The following is a 17,511-nucleotide window of genomic DNA, read 5'->3' on the forward strand; positions in this document are numbered from 1 at the left end:
TATCTCCGCGGAGAGAACCCCTCACCCGAACGAGTCCGCGGCCGGCGCCGAGCAGCCCTCTCCCACAAGGGGAGAGGGCGCGGTAAATGGCATCGCGATGACGTAGGATTTGTAGGTGGGCAAAGCCGAGCGCGCCCACCATCACGAGCCGAGCAAGAATGGTGGGCACGCTTCGCTTTTCCTACCCTACGGTGCCTACCTGCGAACCGTCGAGGTACCGAAGGGCACGTTACCCGACTGCAGCCGACCGGGCAGAGGCGCGGCGTTCGTCGTGTTGCTCCAGGTGGGAACTGCGGTTGTCGAGCCTACCGACGGCCAATTGTATGATCCCACTGATGGCCCGACGACCGATCCGTAGCCAGCAGTTCCGGCCGTCGGCGCTGCCGTCTGCGCCAGCGCCGCCGTGCTCGAGAGAGCCAGTGCAGTTGCGAGCATGATTGCTGCGAGTTTCATGACTGGTTCCTTTCCAGTTGTGTCTCACACCTAATATGGGGAGCTAATTGATCGCTTAAAGCGAACGTTTGCGTCACGCTCTTTCAATCCAGCGCGATCCAGAGTGCCCTCACGGCATCTCCACTCGTCATTGTGAGCGCAGCGAAGCAATCCGTCTCACCGCCCGCGGAGACGTGGATTGCCTCGCAAAGACGGGAGAAGCTGAAGGGTGGGCAAAGCGCAGCGTGCCCACCATCACGGGCGGAGTGTAAATGGTGGGCACGCTGCGCTTTGCCCACCCTACAGGACTACGAGTCCAGCTCCTGCAGCGCAGCTTCCACCACTTTGCGCTGCTGATCCGTCAGCGGTGCTTGGGGCGGGATGGGATCGCCGATATCGTAGCCCTGGATCGAGAGGCCGGCCTTGATGCAGGCGGCGAGGTTGAAACGGGCAAAGGCCTCGTTGATGCGCCAGAGCTTTCGTTGCAGCGCCATCGCTTCGTCCCAGCGGCCGCGGCGGCAGAGATTGTAGAGCTCGACGCTCTGCCGCGGGATGATGCAGGCGGGGCCCGCCATCCAGCCGAGGCCACCAATCAGCATCACGGCCGCGGGAATATGGGCGGAGGCCGAGAACACTTTGATGTTGTCGCCGCAGCGGTTCATGATCGACAACAGCCGGCCGGTGTTGGTCGAGGCGTCCTTTATGTAGCCGATGCGCGGATGGGCGGCGAGGCGCTCGATGACGTCGAGCGTGAGGTCCGAGCGCTGGAATTGCGGATTGGTGTAGATCACGACGGGAATGTCGACCGCGTCGGCAAGGGCGCGGAAGTACGACTCGACCTGCGCGTCCGGCAGCGGAAAATAGGCTTCGAGAATCGCGAGAATGCCGCTGGCGCCGCGCTTCTGGTAGGACTTGGCCTGCGCCACTGCATCCGCCGTCGAGGTCGAGGCCACGCCGGCCACGACCGGCACGCGTCCGTCAGCGGCCTCGATCGTCGTCTGTACCACCTGCGCGCGTTGCGCATTGTTGAGATAGGCGAATTCGCCGGTCGAGCCGAGCGGCGTCAGTCCATGCACGCCCGCTTTGATCAGATCATCGCACAGCCGGCCCAGCACCTCGCTGCGGATATGGCCGGCGGGATCGAGCGGCGAGACCAGATAGGGAAAGACGCCGTGGAAATCAGCCATGCTGCAACCTCGTGGACGGCGAGACATAGTCGGGATCGTGCGCGAAGGGAAGCGGCGCGCCGCGGCGCAGCGCGTCGAGGACCTCGGCGAAACCGGTTCGAACTCGGAAGCCGAGCAGACGCTCCGCCTTGGCGGGATCGTAAATGCGGCCGATGCTGCGCGGCAAGCGCCAATTCCGCTTGGCGTAGAGCGCGGCCGCATCAGGGAAATGGCGCGCGATCACGCTTGCTGCATCCGATTTCAGCGCTTCGACCTCGGTAGGCGCAAAAGGCGGCGGCGCACTAACGATGAAGATCTCGAAGCCCTTGGCCCTATCGAGCGCTGCCAGATGCGCGTCCGCAGCGTCCTCGACGGTGAGGCGGCGGTGCAAGAATTCGTTCGCCTTGAGATTCTCGCCGGAAAATCCGCGCTCGGTGTCGTCTTCCTCCGGAAAGAAGCGGCTGGTGCGCAGCACGGCGCAGTTCAGCCCGTGCTCGCGGCTATAGATGCGGCATAGCCCCTCGGCGGCGAGCTTGGTCACGCCGTAGATGTTGCGCGGCTCGAGCGGGCCCGCAGTCTCGTCGAGCCAGACCGCGGCATGCCCCTCGCCTTCCCTGATCGCCTGCGAGATCATCAACGATGTCGTCGAGGTGAAGATGAAGCGGTCATGACGCGCGGCGACCGCCGCTTGCAGCAAATTCAGCGTGCCCGACACGTTGACGTCAACAAAGGCTCGCGGAGAAAAGCGGGCGATATCGGGCTTGTGCAGCGCGCCCGCATGGATCACGGCCCCGATGCCGTGATCGGCGAACACCCGCTCGACGACCGCGCGGTCGGCAACCGAGCCGATCACATCGGTCGCTTCGCCCGCGACGATATCGAGGCCGATGACGTGATGGCCGGCTTGCCGCAGTCTCGGCGCAAGGAAGCGCCCCAGCCAGCCGGAGGAACCGGTGAGCAGAATACGCATGGCGATGACGGCAGGCCCCTATCCGAAAACTTTCGCGATTGCCGCCTGCGCGTCGCCCTGGATCCGCTTCAGGTGATCCTCCCCGCGGAAGCTCTCGGCGTAGATCTTGTAGACGTCCTCGGTACCCGAGGGCCGCGCCGCGAACCACCCGGACTCGGTCTCGACCTTGATGCCGCCGAACGACTGATCGTTGCCCGGCGCTTTGGTCCTGACCGCGCGCACCGGCTCGCCCGCAAGCTCCTTCATGTTGAGCTGCTCGGGACCCACGGCCTTGAGCGCGCTTTTCTGCTTCGGCGTCGCCGCAACGTCGATGCGCTCATAGAAGGGCACGCCGAGCTCGGCGGTGAGATCGGCGAAGAGCTGGCTCGGGTCGCGACCGGTTTTGGCGATCATTTCCGCCGCAAGCAAACCTAAGATGATGCCGTCCTTGTCAGTGGTCCAAACCGAGCCGTCGCGCTTCAGGAACGAGGCGCCGGCGCTCTCCTCGCCCGCGAAGCCGAACGCGCCGGTGCCAAGCCCCTCGACGAACCATTTGAAGCCGACCGGCGTCTCCACCAGCTTGCGGTTCAATTTCTTCGCCACACGATCGATGATCGAGGAGGAGACGATGGTCTTGCCGATCGCGGCGTTCGCGTTCCATTGAGGGCGGTGACCGAACAGATAGGCGATCGACACCGCAAGGAAGTGGTTGGGGTTCATCAAGCCGTTCGAGCGCGTCACGATGCCATGTCTATCAGCATCGGTGTCGTTGGCGAACGCGACATCGAACTTCTCGCGCATCTGGATCAGGCTCGCCATCGCGTAAGGCGAAGAGCAATCCATGCGGATCTTGCCGTCCCAGTCCGCGGTCATGAAGCGGAAGGTCGGATCGACCGCGTCGTTCACCACGCTCGCGTCGATTCCATAACGCTCGATGATGGGTTGCCAAAAATGCACCGCCGCGCCGCCGAGCGGATCGATGCCGATCCTGACGCCGGCGGATTTGACCAGGGCGAGGTCGACCGTGTTGCCGAGATCGGCGACATAGGGCGTGATGTAATCGTAAAGATGCGTCGATGGCGCCTTTCGTGCGCGGTCGTAAGTCATCCGCGCGACGCCTTTCAGCCCGGCCTCCAGATAGCGGTTGGCGTTCTTCTCGACGATGCCGGTGACGTCGGTATCGGCGGGCCCGCCATGCGGCGGGTTGTATTTGTAGCCGCCGTCTTCCGGCGGATTGTGTGACGGCGTGATGACAACGCCATCGGCTAAGCCGGAGCTCTTGCCCTTGTTGTAAGTGAGGATCGCGTGCGAGATGACCGGCGTCGGCGTATATCCGCCGTGCTCGTCGATCATGATCTCGACGCCGTTGGCGGCGAACACCTCGACCGCGCTCGCCAGCGCCGGTTCCGCCAGGGCGTGGGTGTCGATGCCGATGAACAGCGGCCCGGTCAGCCCGGCCTCGCGGCGATAGTCGCAGATTGCCTGCGTGGTCGCGAGGATATGATCCTCGTTGAAGGAATTCCGCAGCGAGGAACCGCGATGTCCCGAGGTTCCGAACGAAACGCGTTGCGCGGCGTCAGCCGGATCGGGCTTCGATGCGAAATACGCCGTGACGAGCCGCGGGAGGTTTGCAAGCGAAGCGGGATCGACCGGCTTGCCTGCTGCAGGATTTGGTGCAGTCACGTGACCTCTCAGGACTCAGGACCAATGCTGTCTTCGAGACATCACTATAGGCGCGAGCCGGTTGCAGGCAAAGCGTTATGCGACGCGCGGCGGGCGCTAAGCGACGGAGGCTTGCCGAACGACCGCCTCGGCCTCTATCCGGGCCTCATATGCGACGAGGAATTCGTCGAACTTTGCATAGGGCAATGGCGGCGACACCAGGTAGCCCTGGCCGCACTCGACGCCGCAACGGAGCAGCGCCTGGCGCTGTTCGGCCGTCTCGATGCCCTCGGCGATCACGTTCAACCTGAGCTTCGACGCGAGCCGTACCAGCATCTCGACGATGGTCGCGGCCGAGCCATCCTGCACGATGGTATCGACGAAGAACTTGTCGATCTTCATGGTGTTGACCCCGAGCCGCTTGATCTGGGACAGGCCGCTGTGGCCGACTCCGACATCGTCCAGCGCGACCTTGAAACCATGCTCACGCAACGCTTCGATGACGGCGGCGGCCTTCTCGAGGTCCGGAAATGCTTCGCGCTCGGTCACCTCGATCACGATCTGGCGCGCCGAGACGCCGCTTTCCCTGACCTCGCGGCGCAGCCGGTTGACAAAGGCATCGCTGAGCAAATGGCGCGGGGTGATGTTGACCGACATCTTGAAATATTTGTCCGCCGCGAGCCGCGGGCGCATCTCCTTCAAGGCCAGTGCGAGGATCTGCCAGGTGATCGCCTCAATGCGGCCACTGGATTCGGCAAGCGGAATGAAATTCATCGGCGGCGTGACGCTGCCGTCCCGGTGCACCCAGCGCGCCAGCACCTCGCACCCCCCGATCGCGCCGGTGCGCAGATCGAAGGTCGGCTGGAAGTACGGCTTGAATTCGTGCCGCGCCAGGGCGCGGTCGATATCGGCAATCGGCCCTTCCAGGCGCGCCACCGCCCGCGTCAGCAACAGGCCGAAAGCGAGGCCGAGCACGGCGGCGAGCAGCATCGACGGCCAATAGCCGTCCCTGTTCCAGCGTCGCAGGGCGTCGGGCGCGACCCGGACCAGTGCGCGCAAAGGATAGCGGTGCGATGCGCTGCTGAAGGTCACGGCGTCGGTCGCGTCAAACACCTGCGAGGCGGCAAATCGCCCGATATCGGCGCCGTTGTCGAGCTGGGCCATCACCTCGCCGTGGTCGCGCAATTCCGTGGGCAGAATGTCGAACAGGATAGCGCTGACACCGAGAATGGCGACCAGCGACGTCTGCGCGTCGATGTCCTTCAGCACGCCGAGCGCGACGCCATTGATCTGGTCGACCCGAAACAGCAGGAGGCTGTGATCGGCGGTCTGCAGCATGCGCGGCCGCGTAACCCATTCATTGTCGAACTCGAGCGTCTCCGAATAAGCGGAGCAGATCACCGATCCTTCCCGGTTGACGAGGCGGATGTCCTTGACCTGGGAACGCTGATAGACCTTGAGGCGGACGGCCTGGAGGGAAGCGGCATCGCAGGTCATCGGACCGCGCTGCATGACGTCATTGAGCGTGGCAACGCTGAAATCCACCGCGACTTCGGAGCGTCGCAGCGCGATATTGGCCAATTCCTCAAGCTGCTTGGCTTGCTGCGTGTCGATCGCAGTGGTCGCGACAAAATGTCCGCCCACCGCAAAGGCAGCCACGCTGGCCGCGACCAGCGCACTCCTGGCCAGATAGGGCCATCGCCGCATCATGAACGCACGCACACACCCCGGGACGATCGACACACTATACGAGTAGAAACCGCTAAGATTCGGTTGAAGCGACAGCTGCTTCGATCGTTGACATCCGGTTAACGGGAACCGCGGCCGCGATCACCGCTGCGTTACATTCCGGGACGATCCCGCGCGCGTGCGCTCACACGCGACTTGCCCGGCGGCGGCGCGAAAGGTTAACCTGGATTAACCTACCCATTGCAGGCCGGAAATGATCGGCGAATTGACCCCGAGAGTTCTGCTCGCGATCGGTTATGTCGCCATGACGGTGCCCGCGCTCGCCCAGAATGATCTCCAATCGGCACCGGCAGCACTCACCTTGCAGGTGACCACCGATCCAACGACCACCGAGTGCCGCCGCGTTGAGGATCAGCCGCCGACCTCGCTGACCTTCCGGCCGCTGCATCGGACCTTCAGCGACGATTTCAACGAACATCCGCTGGAAGGCGGAAGATGGGTGCCGCATTATGCCGGCGGGGCGGCGTGGCCGGAGGCCCGCTATTGGGGCGGCGACGGCTCCGATTTCAAACGCAAGACCAGCGCCAATGGCGAGCAGCAGATCTATGTCGATCCCCGCTATGGCGGCCGAATGAACACCCCGCTGGGACTTGACCCGTTCAGGGTTCACAATGGCGTGCTGTCGATCGTCGCCAGCCGCACGCCGCCCGATCTGAAGCCGGCGCTATTCGACAATGAATACATCTCGGGCATCCTGACAACGCAGGGCAAGTTCTCGCAGAAATATGGCTATTTCGAAATTCGCGCGAAGATTCCATTGGGCCGCGGCGTGTGGCCGGCGTTCTGGATGCTCGCCGACGACGGCGGCTGGCCTCCGGAAATCGACGTCGTGGAAGGACGAGGCGAGCGGCCCGGCGACATCGTGATGACGACGCATTGGCGGCTTCCTTCGACCCAGCGCATCCAGTCCTGCGGGTTTGATTTCACCGTGCCCGGCGCGGACTCCGACTTCCACAATTACGGTGTGCTGTGGGAAGAAGATCGGCTGATCTACTTCATCGACCGCAAGCCGGTGTCCGACATCAGGGTCCCCATCGGATACGACGATCCCATGTACATGATCGTCAATCTTGCGATGGGATCGAAATTCTTTCTCGGCGTCGGCTTCGTCGATGCCAGTTCGCCCAAGAGCATCGCATTCGAGATCGACCGGATCTCGGTCTATCAGATCGACGCCAACCCCACCGGAGTGACCGATGTTCGGTAGATTTTCGCGCCGGCATTTCGCCAAGCTTGCGGGCATGTCCGCGCTCGGCGTCGCGTCGGCGCCGGCCGCTGCCGCAGAGAGCAACGTGACTCGGGCCGCTGCCGCCAACCCGCACGCGCCCGGCCCGTTTCCCGCCGGCTTTGTCTGGGGCACCGCGACCTCGTCCTACCAGATCGAGGGCGCGGTCAACGAGGACGGCCGCGGCCGCTCGATCTGGGACACATTCAGCCACACGCCCGGCAAGATCGAGGACAACAGCAACGGCGACCGCGCCAACGAGCACTATCACCGCTACAAAGAGGACGTAGCCCTGATCAGGAATCTCGGCGTCAAGGCCTATCGCTTCTCGATCGCCTGGCCGCGGGTGTTTCCGGAAGGTGCAGGTGCGCCGAACCCGAAAGGGCTCGACTTCTACAACCGCCTGATCGACGAATTGCTCGCGAACGGCATCGAGCCCTATGCCACGCTCTACCATTGGGACCTGCCGCAAGCGCTGGAGGACCGCGTCGGTGGCTGGCAATCGAGCGAGACGTCAAAGGCGTTCGGCGGCTACGCCGCTTATGTAGCCGAGCGCATCACCGACCGGGTGAAGAACATCTTCACCGTCAACGAGGCCGGCCGCTTCGTCAACTTCGGCTATGGCTGGGGCATCGACGCGCCCGGGCTCAAACTGCCGACGGCGCAATTGAACCAGGTTCGCCATCACGTCGCGCTCGGCCATGGGCTTGCGGTGCAGGCGATCCGCGCCAAGGGACGCGCTGGCACCAGGGTCGGCGTCGCCGAGAATATAGCCGCCTGCGTACCCGCGATCGCGACACCGGAGAACATCCGCGCCGCCGAGATTGCCACGCGCGAATTGAACGCGGGCTTCCTCAGCGTCATCCTGGAGGGCAAATATACCGAGGGCTTCCTCGAATATGCCGGCGCCGATGCGCCCAAATTCACGCCCGAGGAATTGAAGATCATCGCTTCGCCGACCGATTTCGTCGGGCTCAATATCTACGCACCGCAGTTCTACATCACGGCCTCGGACCGCAAGCCGCATTTCAACGTGCTGCCGTTCCCGGCCTCGTTCCCGCACATGAATTCGGAATGGCTGCGGGTCGGCCCCGAGACGATCTATTGGGCGCCGAGGCTCGCGGCGAAGATCTGGAACATCGAGAACATCTATATCAGCGAGAACGGCACCTCATCCGAGGACAAGCTTACGGCCGAGGGCAAAGTCTACGATCTCGACCGCATCATGTATCTGCGCAACTATCTGACCCAGCTCCAGCGCGCGACATCGGAGGGCGTCCCGGTGCGCGGCTATTTCCTTTGGAGCCTGATGGACAATTTCGAGTGGATCTTCGGCTACGAGAAGCGCTTCGGTCTCTACCGGGTGGACTTCGAGACGCAAGCGCGGGTGCCGAAACTGAGCGCGGACTTCTATCGTGACGTGGTGGCAAAAAACGCGATCGGGGTCTAGAGGTGCAGAGACCCCGATCGCGTCGCCGCCTTGCGGCCTATCGCATCATCTCATCGCGGCCATGTACGTGCGCCGGCGGCGAGGTCGCCTCGATCGCAGTGAAGGGCTCGATGATGTGATAGCAGTGCTCGGCGTCGGCCGGCACCAGCCAGGAATCGCCAGGGCCGAGCTTGATCGTCTGCCCCTCCAACAGCAGTTCGGCGTGGCCGGAGATCACATAGCCAACCGTCTCGTAATCGCGTCGATGCGGCAGGTCGGTTTGCGGCCGCTCATTGTTCCACATCCGCATGGCAACGCGCTTGCCCGAGACCAGATAGGTCTGTCCCATCGCACCCTTTGGCGAGGTCTTTTCCGATACTTTCTTGACGGTGCTGTCGTGCATAGTTGCAGCTCCAGAGTCGTCGATCGTTCGATATCAAGCAAGCGCCCGGCGAGAGGTTCCTGCGACGCTGCGTGTTCCCGACTCGGAAACCAGGGGAACAGCGGGCCAGCGCGGGCGCTCTCAACTCGAGGCGCCGATCTTCCAGGAGACACATCATGACGGACACCAGGGACATCCAGCATGGCGTCAACGATCCCGTCAGCGGCGTCGACGTGAAGCGGAAGTTCAGGGACAATCAAAGCCCCCACGAACGGGCGCAAACTGCGGCCGACGTCCGGGCCGATCCCTTACCCGCGCCGGACGAACCGTTTCTTCCCGAGGCGCTGCGGCGACCGGCGACCGCCCCGCTCAACCCGCGCACCGGACGCCGCCCGACCGAGTGATGTTTCCGGGGGTGATATTGATTCCAGACGAGCGCAGACTCGGCCTCGGCAAGCCGCTGGAGCTCGACTTCGCGAAGTTGTCGACTCATTTCCACCTTATCGGCGCCGTTATTCAGAACACCCCGCTGCGCGCAAGCGCCTTGCGGACGTGATCGAGTTCCTGCTCGTCCGCGACCACATCGAGGATGATATTGCCGACGCCCAACTCGGCGAAGCTGCGCAGTTTCGCGCCGATCTCAGCATAGCTGCCCACGAGATACGGGCAATCCGCCTGGAAGGTCAGGAATGGAAGCAGACAATAGCCGTTGTCGCGGATCGCGCCGTCCTGCTCATCGTTGCCAAGCCGCCGCTTCCAGACGGAATCGGTGTTCCCCATGGTCAGCTTGAATAATTCGCGATTGTCGTCGCTGTCCTGAAATCGACGCTTTGCGGCCCGCCTCGCCTCCGCGCGGCTTTCCCTCGCAAAGATCCCAAAATTCAACCCGGGAGCCTTTATTCCCTGCTCGAGATCGGGCGGGAGCATCTGCATCATCAGGCATTGCATCTCCGTCGCCACGCGGCGGGCATCGTCCGATTGGCCGGCGATCAGAAATTCCGGGATCAATTCCTTCGGCAGGCGCGGCCAGATCTGCAGGTTATTCGTGGTGTAGAACCTGCCCCGGAAACTAACGGGCCGCGTGCTCGCGAACAATTGGCGTACCACAGCGATGAACTCGCCTAGCCTTGCATATCGCTCGGCGTGGGACTGCTCGTCGCCCAGGCCCTGCAGATCGCTCAGCGCAGTCCCCGTGATCATGTTGAGGTAGACTTTCCGGCCGTAGAGCAGCGCAAAGGAGGAGATCAGTTTTGCCGCGGTGAACGGATGCAGATAGACCGGATTGACCGCGATCAGCGGCGCACAATGTTGCGTGCGCGCGAGGATATGCTGGGCCATCGACCACGGCTCGATGAACACGTCATTGCCGGCAAACAGCAAGATCCCTTCGAAGCCGTTGCGGTCGGCGAAATGCGCGACCCGCATCAGCTCGTCGGCATATTTTGCAGGATCGCGGTTGCGCGAAACGGCAGGGAATACGCGGAGCCTGGCTTTCATCGCCGATAGCTCCGACGATCGGTATCTGCGCTTGTTTGCCAAAATGCCGCGCCAATGCCACGCACGAGCGGCCAGGCGCGATGCAGGATGGCAAGGCGGCCTCTCGCGCTGACGCGCATGGCATCGATGTCGCGCAGCTTCTACCTGCTCTTCTTTTTCTTCTTTTTGGCCTTCTTGGCTTTGGCGGCCTTGCCTAACTTCGCCAAACCCTTTTCCGTGAGGGCCAACGCATCTCTGAGCTGATCCCGCTCGCGCTTGAGCAGATCCCTCAGACTTTTCTTTTCGTCGGGTGTCAGCTTATCGAAATCAAGATACGGAACAAATCCCATAGTAAATACCCCGGGTTTCCCGCCGCCCCTTGCCAGGCGCGGGAACGATGTTGCTCGCGAAGCGACAAATAATCAAGGTAGTTTACTCGCTCGTTACAGCCTGGAGTAATCGACGCCTGCGCATCTCATGCGGCGCGGCGACGGAGCAAACGTTGCAACGGCGCATCAGGCTGCGCTGCAGCACGCGTGAGGATCACAACAAGATCCTCCATCCATTGTGGAATCACATGGTGTCCGAACAGCTCGCGCTTGTAACTGCACGAGCCGGTGATGCCAGTCTGCCGCTCCTTCAGCATCAGCGAGAGCCAGGTCTGATTGACCGGCAGCACGGGCTGTCCTTCGCGGTAGGCGCTTCCAAGCGTGCGTATCTTCACATCCGAAAACTTCAGCGGCTGGCGCAGCGGATTCTGCAAGGTGAAGTAGACCTGGATCAGGGAGGCTGGATCGATGCCCGTTTCTGCGAGCCGCGCGGCGAGAATGTTGAAGGGCAATTCCTGTCGGGCATGGGCTTCGAGAACGCTGTCGCGCACGCGGGCGAATGCCTGTCGAAACGAAAGGCCGGGATCGATGCGGGTGCGGACGATTACGGTGTTCTCGAACGGTCCGATCACTTGCTCGGTGTCAGGCCGGGAGCGATTGGCCATCGCAGTGGCCACGCAAATGTCATCGCGGCCGGTTTGTATCGCGAGCAGTGTCTTCAGACCGGCCAACAGCGCCATGAACAGCGTGCCATTCTCTCGGCTTGCAAAGGCGGTCACCGCTGCGACCAGATCGCCCGACAGGCGCACCGGCTGATGATCGCTAGGTGGGGCCGGCGCGACGCCGGCAATGTCACCAAAGACCGGAGTGGCGCCGCGCAAATTCTCCTTCCAATAACTGGCCTGCTGCGCCGCAGCGTCGGTCGCACACCATCCGCGCTGACGACGCGCCGCATCGGAGAACGGCAACGCCGGTTGCAGCGCCGGTCCCGAACGACGAGCGACGAGCGACGCATAGCGTTGCGAGATCTCGTCAAAGAGGATTCCGATTGACCAGCCATCGGCGATGGCGTGGTGAATCGTGAGCAGCAGCACATGGTCGTCCGGCCCCAATCGCAACAGGCGCGCCCGCCATAACGGCGCGCGTGTCAGTTCAAATGGCGTCCGGGCTTCCTGCTCGGCGCGAAGCATGGCCTTCCTTAATTGCAGTTGGCTGGCGCGCCTGTCGCCCGACGGCGCCCGAACCGTCAGATCTTCAACGTTCAATGGCGCGGCGCGCTTGCCGGGCGGCGTGATCACGAGCGCAGGCTCGTCGCCATCCCAGCCAAAGGCGGTGCGCAGCGACTCGTGACGGCGCATCACCTCACCAAGACTTTTCTTTAGTGCGGCGAGATCGAGCAGCCCCTGCAGCCGCAGTGCAAAGGGCAGGTTGAACAGGGGAAGCCCCGGAAGCGCGCTCTCGATGCCGAGCATCTGGGCCTGCGCGATGGACGGCAGGCGCGGGCCCGTTTCCACGAGATCCGGAATGATCGGCAGAACCTGCTGCGGTTTCCTTGCCAACGCATCGTCGATGCGCTGCGCGAGTTCTTCTACGGTCGGCGCCTCGAAGATCGTCTTGATCGGCAACGACACCCCGAACGCCCGCGCGAGACGCGCCATCGCCTGGCCCGCCAACAATGAATGGCCGCCAAGGTCGAAGAAATTGTCGGCGATGCCGATGCTGGGGACTTTCAGCAGATCGATCCAGATATCGGTCAGCGTCTTCTCGGTGCCGCGTCGCGCCGGCGCGGTCACGCCGCTGGCCTTCGGTTCGGATTGATGTACCCCCCTCAGCGCGGCACGGTCGACCTTGCCGTGACTGTTGAGCGGAATGCGTTCGAGGAACAGGAGAGCTGCGGGCACCATGTGGCCCGGCAGCCTGCTCTTGAGGAAATCGCGTAGCGCACCGGCATCCGGCCGGCTGCCCGGAGCCGCGACGATGTGCGCGACCAGCCGGGTCTCGCCGCCGGCGTCGCGCGGCTCGACGATGGCAGCACGGATATCCGGATGATCAAGCAGAACATGCTCGATCTCCTTCAGCTCGATCCGATAGCCGCGGATCTTGACCTGATCGTCGATGCGCCCCATGCATTCGATCGTGCCGTCGGAGCGGCGCCGGGCGAGATCGCCGGTCCGATACAAACGCGCGTCGGCATCTTGCGAAAAGGGGTCGCACAGGAAACGTGCATTCGTCTGCCCGGGATCATTGATGTAGCCCCGCCCGACCCCGGCGCCGCCGACGCAGAGCTCCCCCACCATCCCGGCCGACACCGGCTGCAGATGCGGATCGAGCACGTAAAGGCGCGTATTTGGCAAAGGGCGGCCGATCGGAACGCTGGTCGCGAGCGCCGGCGGCGCAGTAAGGCGATAGAGCGCGACGTCATCGGAGCATTCCGATGCGCCGTAGGCGTCGACCAACGGCACCTCGGGAAACCGCCGAAACCAGGCGCGGCAGAGATCGACGGCGAGCGGCTCGCCGGTCGAGATCAGGAGGCGCAGTCGGGAGAAGGCGCGCCGCACCGGCGCTTCGTCGGCTTGTTCAAGGATAACCCGCAGCAGCGACGGCACGATCTGCAGCACCGTGACCCCTGCCCGCTCGATTTCTTGCGCCAGCCGTTCGGGATCGCGCACGATCTCGTCGGCACAAATGTGGACGCGTGCGCCGGCCACGATACCGGCGAGAAATTGCCAGACCGAGATCACGAAACTCTGCGGCGCGGTCTGCGCGATGACGTCCGCGGACGACAGGCCAAGCTCGGAGATCAGGGACGCGAGATGATTGGACAATCCCCGCTGCTCGATCATCACGCCCTTGGGCGTCCCCGACGAGCCGGAGGTGTAGATGACATAGGCGAGATTCGATGGCGTGCGCCGCGCCGGCTTTACCGGATTGGCAGCGGTCAGGCCCTCAAGCTGGACGATGGGCATCGAGCGCTGAATAAGCGAGCTGGAAAGCACTTCCTGCAAGGCCGAGGAGCTGCTTGCTCCGACCAATATCAAGTGTGCCCCGCTGGATGCGAGAATCGCGGCCAGCCGTGCAGCGGGTTGGGTCGGGTCCAGGCAGAGAAAGGCCGCCCCGACGCGCTGTACCGCGAGCATCGCAGCCAGCAGATCCGGGCTTCGCTCGGCGAATAGCGCGACCACCGTCTCGTCGCCGATATCCTCCTGCGCGAGCCGCGCGGCGATTGCCGCGCTGCGGCTGGCGAGCTCGCGGTAGCTCACACGCACCTCGCCTGCGGAGACCGCGACCGCTGCCGGCGCACGCGCGACCTGCTGGTCGAACCGCTCGCAGAGATCGAAGGCACTGAAATCGGCTTCGACCCCATTGCAAGCCGCCAGCGCGCGGCGGCGCTCTGCCGGCGACAGCAGCGGCAGGCGCGAAATTCGCTCCTCGGGATCGGCAATGGCCGCTTTCAGGAGCCGCTCGAAATGCACAGCCATTCCGGCAATCGTCGAAGCGTCGAACAGGTCGGTGCTGTATTCGAAGAAACCCGAAAAACGGCCATCGGCCTCGACCAGCTCGAGCGTGACGTCGAAGCGCGAAATCTGGGGATCGATCTCGAGGCGCTGTGTCGACAAGCCCGGAAACGTCGCCGCCTCGATCGAAGCGCTTTGCAGGATGAACATCACCGGAAATAGCGGGTTGCCGTCGCGGCTGCGCGACACCTGCAGCGCCCGCAACACCTCCTCGATCGGCAGATCCTGGTTGCGATAGGCGTCGAGCGTGACATGCCGCACCCGCCGCAATAGCTCGCCGAAGGTCGGATCGCCGGAGCAGTCGGTTCGCAGGATCACGGTGTTGGCGAACAGCCCGATCAGGCGTTCGGTCTGGATCTGATTGCGGTTCGCGATCAGCGAGCCGATCGCGACATTGTCGTGGCCGGTGTAGCGATGGAGAAGGCATTGAAACGCCGCGAGCAGCGTCATGAACGGCGTGACGCCCTTGGCCTGGCTCAGCGCCCTCAGCCGCGCCGACAAGCCTTGCGGCAGTTCGATGTAATGCCGGGCGCCGCGACCGCTCCAGATCTGTGGGCGTGGGCGATCGGTGCGCAGCGGCAGCGTGGTGACGCCGTCAAGCTGCCTGCGCCAGTAGCTCAACTGCTCCTTTGCCGCCGACGTCGCCGCCCAATCCTGCTGCCACGCGGCAAAGTCGCGGTATTGGAACGCGAGCGGAGGCAACGCGGCCGCGCGGCTTGCCGTATAATGCGCTTGAAGCTCCTGCCAGAACAACCGCTGTGACCAACCGTCGGTGACGAGGTGATGGATATTGATCAGCAGCGCATGATCGGTCGCCTCAAAGCGCAGCAGCCTGGCTTTGAGGGGCGACTCATGTTCGAGATCGAATTGGTGATGCGCCAATTTCAGGGCTTCCCGCCGGATCGCTGTTTCGCGCTCACCCGTGGCGCATCCCTTCAAGTCCACGTGTTCGAGCCGTGGCATCGCCGCATCGACGCGTTGCACCGGCTCGCCCAGCCATTCGGAGAAGGTCGAACGCAAGACCTCGTGCCGCTCGCAAAGCGCTGCGATACCAGCCTCGAACGCGGCGACGTCGAGCCGGCCGGACAGGCGCGCCACTTCGACGACATTGTAATTGTACTTGGTCTTATCCAACCGGCTGAGGACGTACATCCGCTGCTGCTGGAACGAGAGCGGCGCGCGGCCTGACTCTGTTGCGGTCTTGCGCCATCCCGGCATCACGAGGTCGCGGCCCGCCGCGCCCGATTGCAATCGCCCGGCAAGCTCAGCGACCGTCGGCGCCTCGAAAATCTCCTTGAACGACAGATCAGCGCCGAATTGTTCGCGCAGGCGCGACAGCATTTGCGTCACGCCGAGCGAATCCGCGCCCAGCGCGAAGACGTCCTGATCGACGCCGACCCGCTCCACTTCCAGGAGCCTCGCCCAGATCTCGGCCAATTGCCGCTCCAATTCGGAGCGAGGCAAACGCTTGTGTTCGGTGTCCTCGCTTGCCGGTCCGGCCGACACCAATTCGACAAGCGCGCTTCGCTTGAGTTTGCCGCTCGCCCCTTTCGGCAACGCCTGAACCATCCGGATCAGGCCAGGCACCTTATAGGCGGCGAGCCGCTGCCGCGCGAATTGCCGAAGCTGATGCGCTGTCGCGCCGGACTGCGGCCGCAGCACGATCGCTGCGCCGACGGTCTCGCCGAGCTTCTGGTGCGGAATGCCGAAGACGCCGGCCTCGAGCACATCGGGGTGGCCCAACAACGCCTCTTCCACTTCCAACGGCGAGATCTTCTGCCCGCCGCGGTTGATGACGTCCTTGATGCGGCCGACGATGAACAGATAACCGTCGGGGTCGAAATAGCCGAGGTCGCCGGTCCTGAACCAGCCATCCCGGAAGGCGGCTCTGGTCGCCTCGGGATCGTTGTAATAGCCCCGGCTGATGGTCGGGCCGCGCAGCACGATCTCGCCGTGCTCGCCGGCCGGCAGCCGCCGGGCTTCATTATCCATGATCGCGATCTCGGGGCCGGCGGGCAGGCCGACCGAGCCCGGCTTGCGCCGGTGGCGAGGGTTGGCGGCGATCTGGGATGCGCCTTCCGTCATGCCGTAGATCTCGATCACGGGCACGCCGAACCGCGCTTCCAGCCCTTGGAGAATGTCGGGGGTCAGCGACGCCGATGCCGAGCGGATCACGCGCAGCGAAGACCCCCGCGTCATCTCTGTGTCATGCTCTGAAGCGGATAGCAGCGCGCGGTGGATGGTCGGCACCGCAGTATACCAGGTCGGCTTCAACTCCTTCAGGCAGGCGAAGAAGGAAACGGGGTCGAAGCCCGCGGTGCAGATCACGCTCGATCCGGCCGCGAGCGCCGTGAGCAGGCCGGATATCAGGGCATGCGCATGAAACAGCGGCAGCATGTTGAGCAGGCGATCCTGCGGCCCGAGCGCGAAGACCACCGCAGCATTGTAGGCCGAAAGACACACGCTCGCATGTGTCAGCGGCACCATCTTAGGGCGAGACGCCGTGCCCGAGGTCAGCAGGATAAAGGCATCATCCTCTCCGCGCGCAGCCCCGCCCACAACGGCAGGCCCAACCGACGGGCCTGCCAATTCGAAGGCGCCAAGACCCTGGCCGCCCCGGGGCGACAGATCGATCACAGCAACCCCCAGCGCGTGCGCGGCAGCCCGGCTTGCAGACCCCGCTTCCGTAGACGTGACGAGAGCGGCAAGCTCCAGCTCGCTGAAATAGCGCTGAAATTCATCCCCGGTCAGGTCCGGATTGACCGGGATGCAGACGGCTGCTGTTGCGACTGCAATGAGGGCCAGCGCGTTATCGACGCCCCGCGGCAATACCACGGCGACGCGATCGGCCTGAGCGATGCCGAGCCTGCGCAATTGATGGACAGTCTCACTGGTGCGCGTGGCAAGCTCGGCGTAGGTCACCGCGCCGCGCCCGGGAGCAAGCACCGCCGGCCGATCGGGCGCATTGCGGGAATAAAAATCCAGCATATCGCCGATGCTCGAAAAGGCCTGGATGCACGAAACGGCTTGGCCTCCGGTGCTGCGGCCGGCCGATCCTTGCGACGGTGTGGCTGCGATGTCCGACAAGCTCGTGCCTTTTTGCTCGAGTTGAGCTATTGTTCTCGAACTTCGCAGATCCGTCCAGACCGAGGTCGGGCAAAAGTCCCCAAAATGTGCGCAACCGAACGGAGACACGT

General features: G+C 63.7%; 12 protein-coding genes. 3 read left to right on the plus strand and 9 right to left on the minus strand.

The window, feature by feature from the left end; all coding sequences use genetic code 11:
• Positions 1-195: 195 nt before the first annotated feature.
• The 5 genes from AC5ZG1_RS06660 to AC5ZG1_RS06680 all read right to left on the minus strand — a co-directional run bounded on the left by AC5ZG1_RS06660 (position 196) and on the right by AC5ZG1_RS06680 (position 5,919).
• Positions 196-453, minus strand: coding sequence for a hypothetical protein (locus AC5ZG1_RS06660; protein WP_245287150.1), 258 nt, complete (start codon positions 451-453; stop codon positions 196-198).
• Positions 454-740: 287 nt separating this feature from the next.
• Positions 741-1,619 (minus strand): dihydrodipicolinate synthase family protein, encoded by an 879-nt coding sequence (locus AC5ZG1_RS06665; protein ID WP_456643652.1) that lies wholly within the window; start codon positions 1,617-1,619, stop codon positions 741-743.
• Positions 1,612-2,568 carry an NAD-dependent epimerase/dehydratase family protein gene (locus AC5ZG1_RS06670; RefSeq protein ID WP_496132345.1) on the minus strand — a complete coding sequence of 319 codons (957 nt, stop codon included), beginning with the start codon at positions 2,566-2,568 and terminating at the stop codon, positions 1,612-1,614. The genes AC5ZG1_RS06665 and AC5ZG1_RS06670 overlap by 8 nt, the downstream gene beginning before the upstream one ends.
• An 18-nt stretch (positions 2,569-2,586) precedes the next feature.
• The gene (gene pgm / locus AC5ZG1_RS06675; RefSeq protein WP_496132346.1) at positions 2,587-4,230 is read right to left on the minus strand and encodes a phosphoglucomutase (alpha-D-glucose-1,6-bisphosphate-dependent); all 1,644 of its coding nucleotides are present in this window, start codon (positions 4,228-4,230) and stop codon (positions 2,587-2,589) included.
• A gap of 96 nt (positions 4,231-4,326) precedes the next feature.
• Entirely contained in the window at positions 4,327-5,919 is a 1,593-nt protein-coding gene (locus tag AC5ZG1_RS06680) for an EAL domain-containing protein (protein WP_496132347.1), read from the minus strand.
• Between the two features lie 232 nt (positions 5,920-6,151).
• Between AC5ZG1_RS06680 and AC5ZG1_RS06685 the strand changes: the two genes are divergently transcribed.
• Positions 6,152-7,165 (plus strand): glycoside hydrolase family 16 protein, encoded by a 1,014-nt coding sequence (locus AC5ZG1_RS06685; RefSeq protein WP_496132348.1) that lies wholly within the window; start codon positions 6,152-6,154, stop codon positions 7,163-7,165.
• Positions 7,155-8,633 (plus strand): GH1 family beta-glucosidase, encoded by a 1,479-nt coding sequence (locus tag AC5ZG1_RS06690; RefSeq protein ID WP_496132349.1) that lies wholly within the window; start codon positions 7,155-7,157, stop codon positions 8,631-8,633. Before AC5ZG1_RS06685 ends, AC5ZG1_RS06690 begins: the two co-directional genes overlap by 11 nt.
• Before the next feature lie 37 nt (positions 8,634-8,670).
• On the opposite strand, the gene AC5ZG1_RS06695 is transcribed toward AC5ZG1_RS06690, so the two are convergent.
• Complete coding sequence (locus AC5ZG1_RS06695) at positions 8,671-9,015, minus strand: cupin domain-containing protein (RefSeq protein WP_496132350.1); 345 nt, start codon at positions 9,013-9,015, stop codon at positions 8,671-8,673.
• A gap of 155 nt (positions 9,016-9,170) precedes the next feature.
• On the opposite strand from AC5ZG1_RS06695, the gene AC5ZG1_RS06700 reads away from it, so the two are divergent.
• Positions 9,171-9,398, plus strand: a complete 228-nt coding sequence (locus AC5ZG1_RS06700; RefSeq protein WP_456643658.1) for a hypothetical protein — start codon at positions 9,171-9,173, stop codon at positions 9,396-9,398.
• A gap of 112 nt (positions 9,399-9,510) precedes the next feature.
• Here the strand turns inward: AC5ZG1_RS06700 and AC5ZG1_RS06705 are convergent, their stop codons facing one another.
• From AC5ZG1_RS06705 to AC5ZG1_RS06715, 3 genes are all read right to left on the minus strand, one after another.
• The gene (locus AC5ZG1_RS06705) at positions 9,511-10,491 is read right to left on the minus strand and encodes an LLM class flavin-dependent oxidoreductase (RefSeq protein WP_456643659.1); all 981 of its coding nucleotides are present in this window, start codon (positions 10,489-10,491) and stop codon (positions 9,511-9,513) included.
• A 140-nt stretch (positions 10,492-10,631) separates the two neighbouring features.
• Positions 10,632-10,820, minus strand: a complete 189-nt coding sequence (locus AC5ZG1_RS06710) for a hypothetical protein (protein WP_035688766.1) — start codon at positions 10,818-10,820, stop codon at positions 10,632-10,634.
• 125 nt (positions 10,821-10,945) lie between these two features.
• The gene (locus AC5ZG1_RS06715) at positions 10,946-17,302 is read right to left on the minus strand and encodes an amino acid adenylation domain-containing protein (protein WP_496132351.1); all 6,357 of its coding nucleotides are present in this window, start codon (positions 17,300-17,302) and stop codon (positions 10,946-10,948) included.
• Positions 17,303-17,511 lie beyond the last annotated feature (209 nt).

This window comes from Bradyrhizobium sp. Leo78 (genome assembly GCF_059512425.1).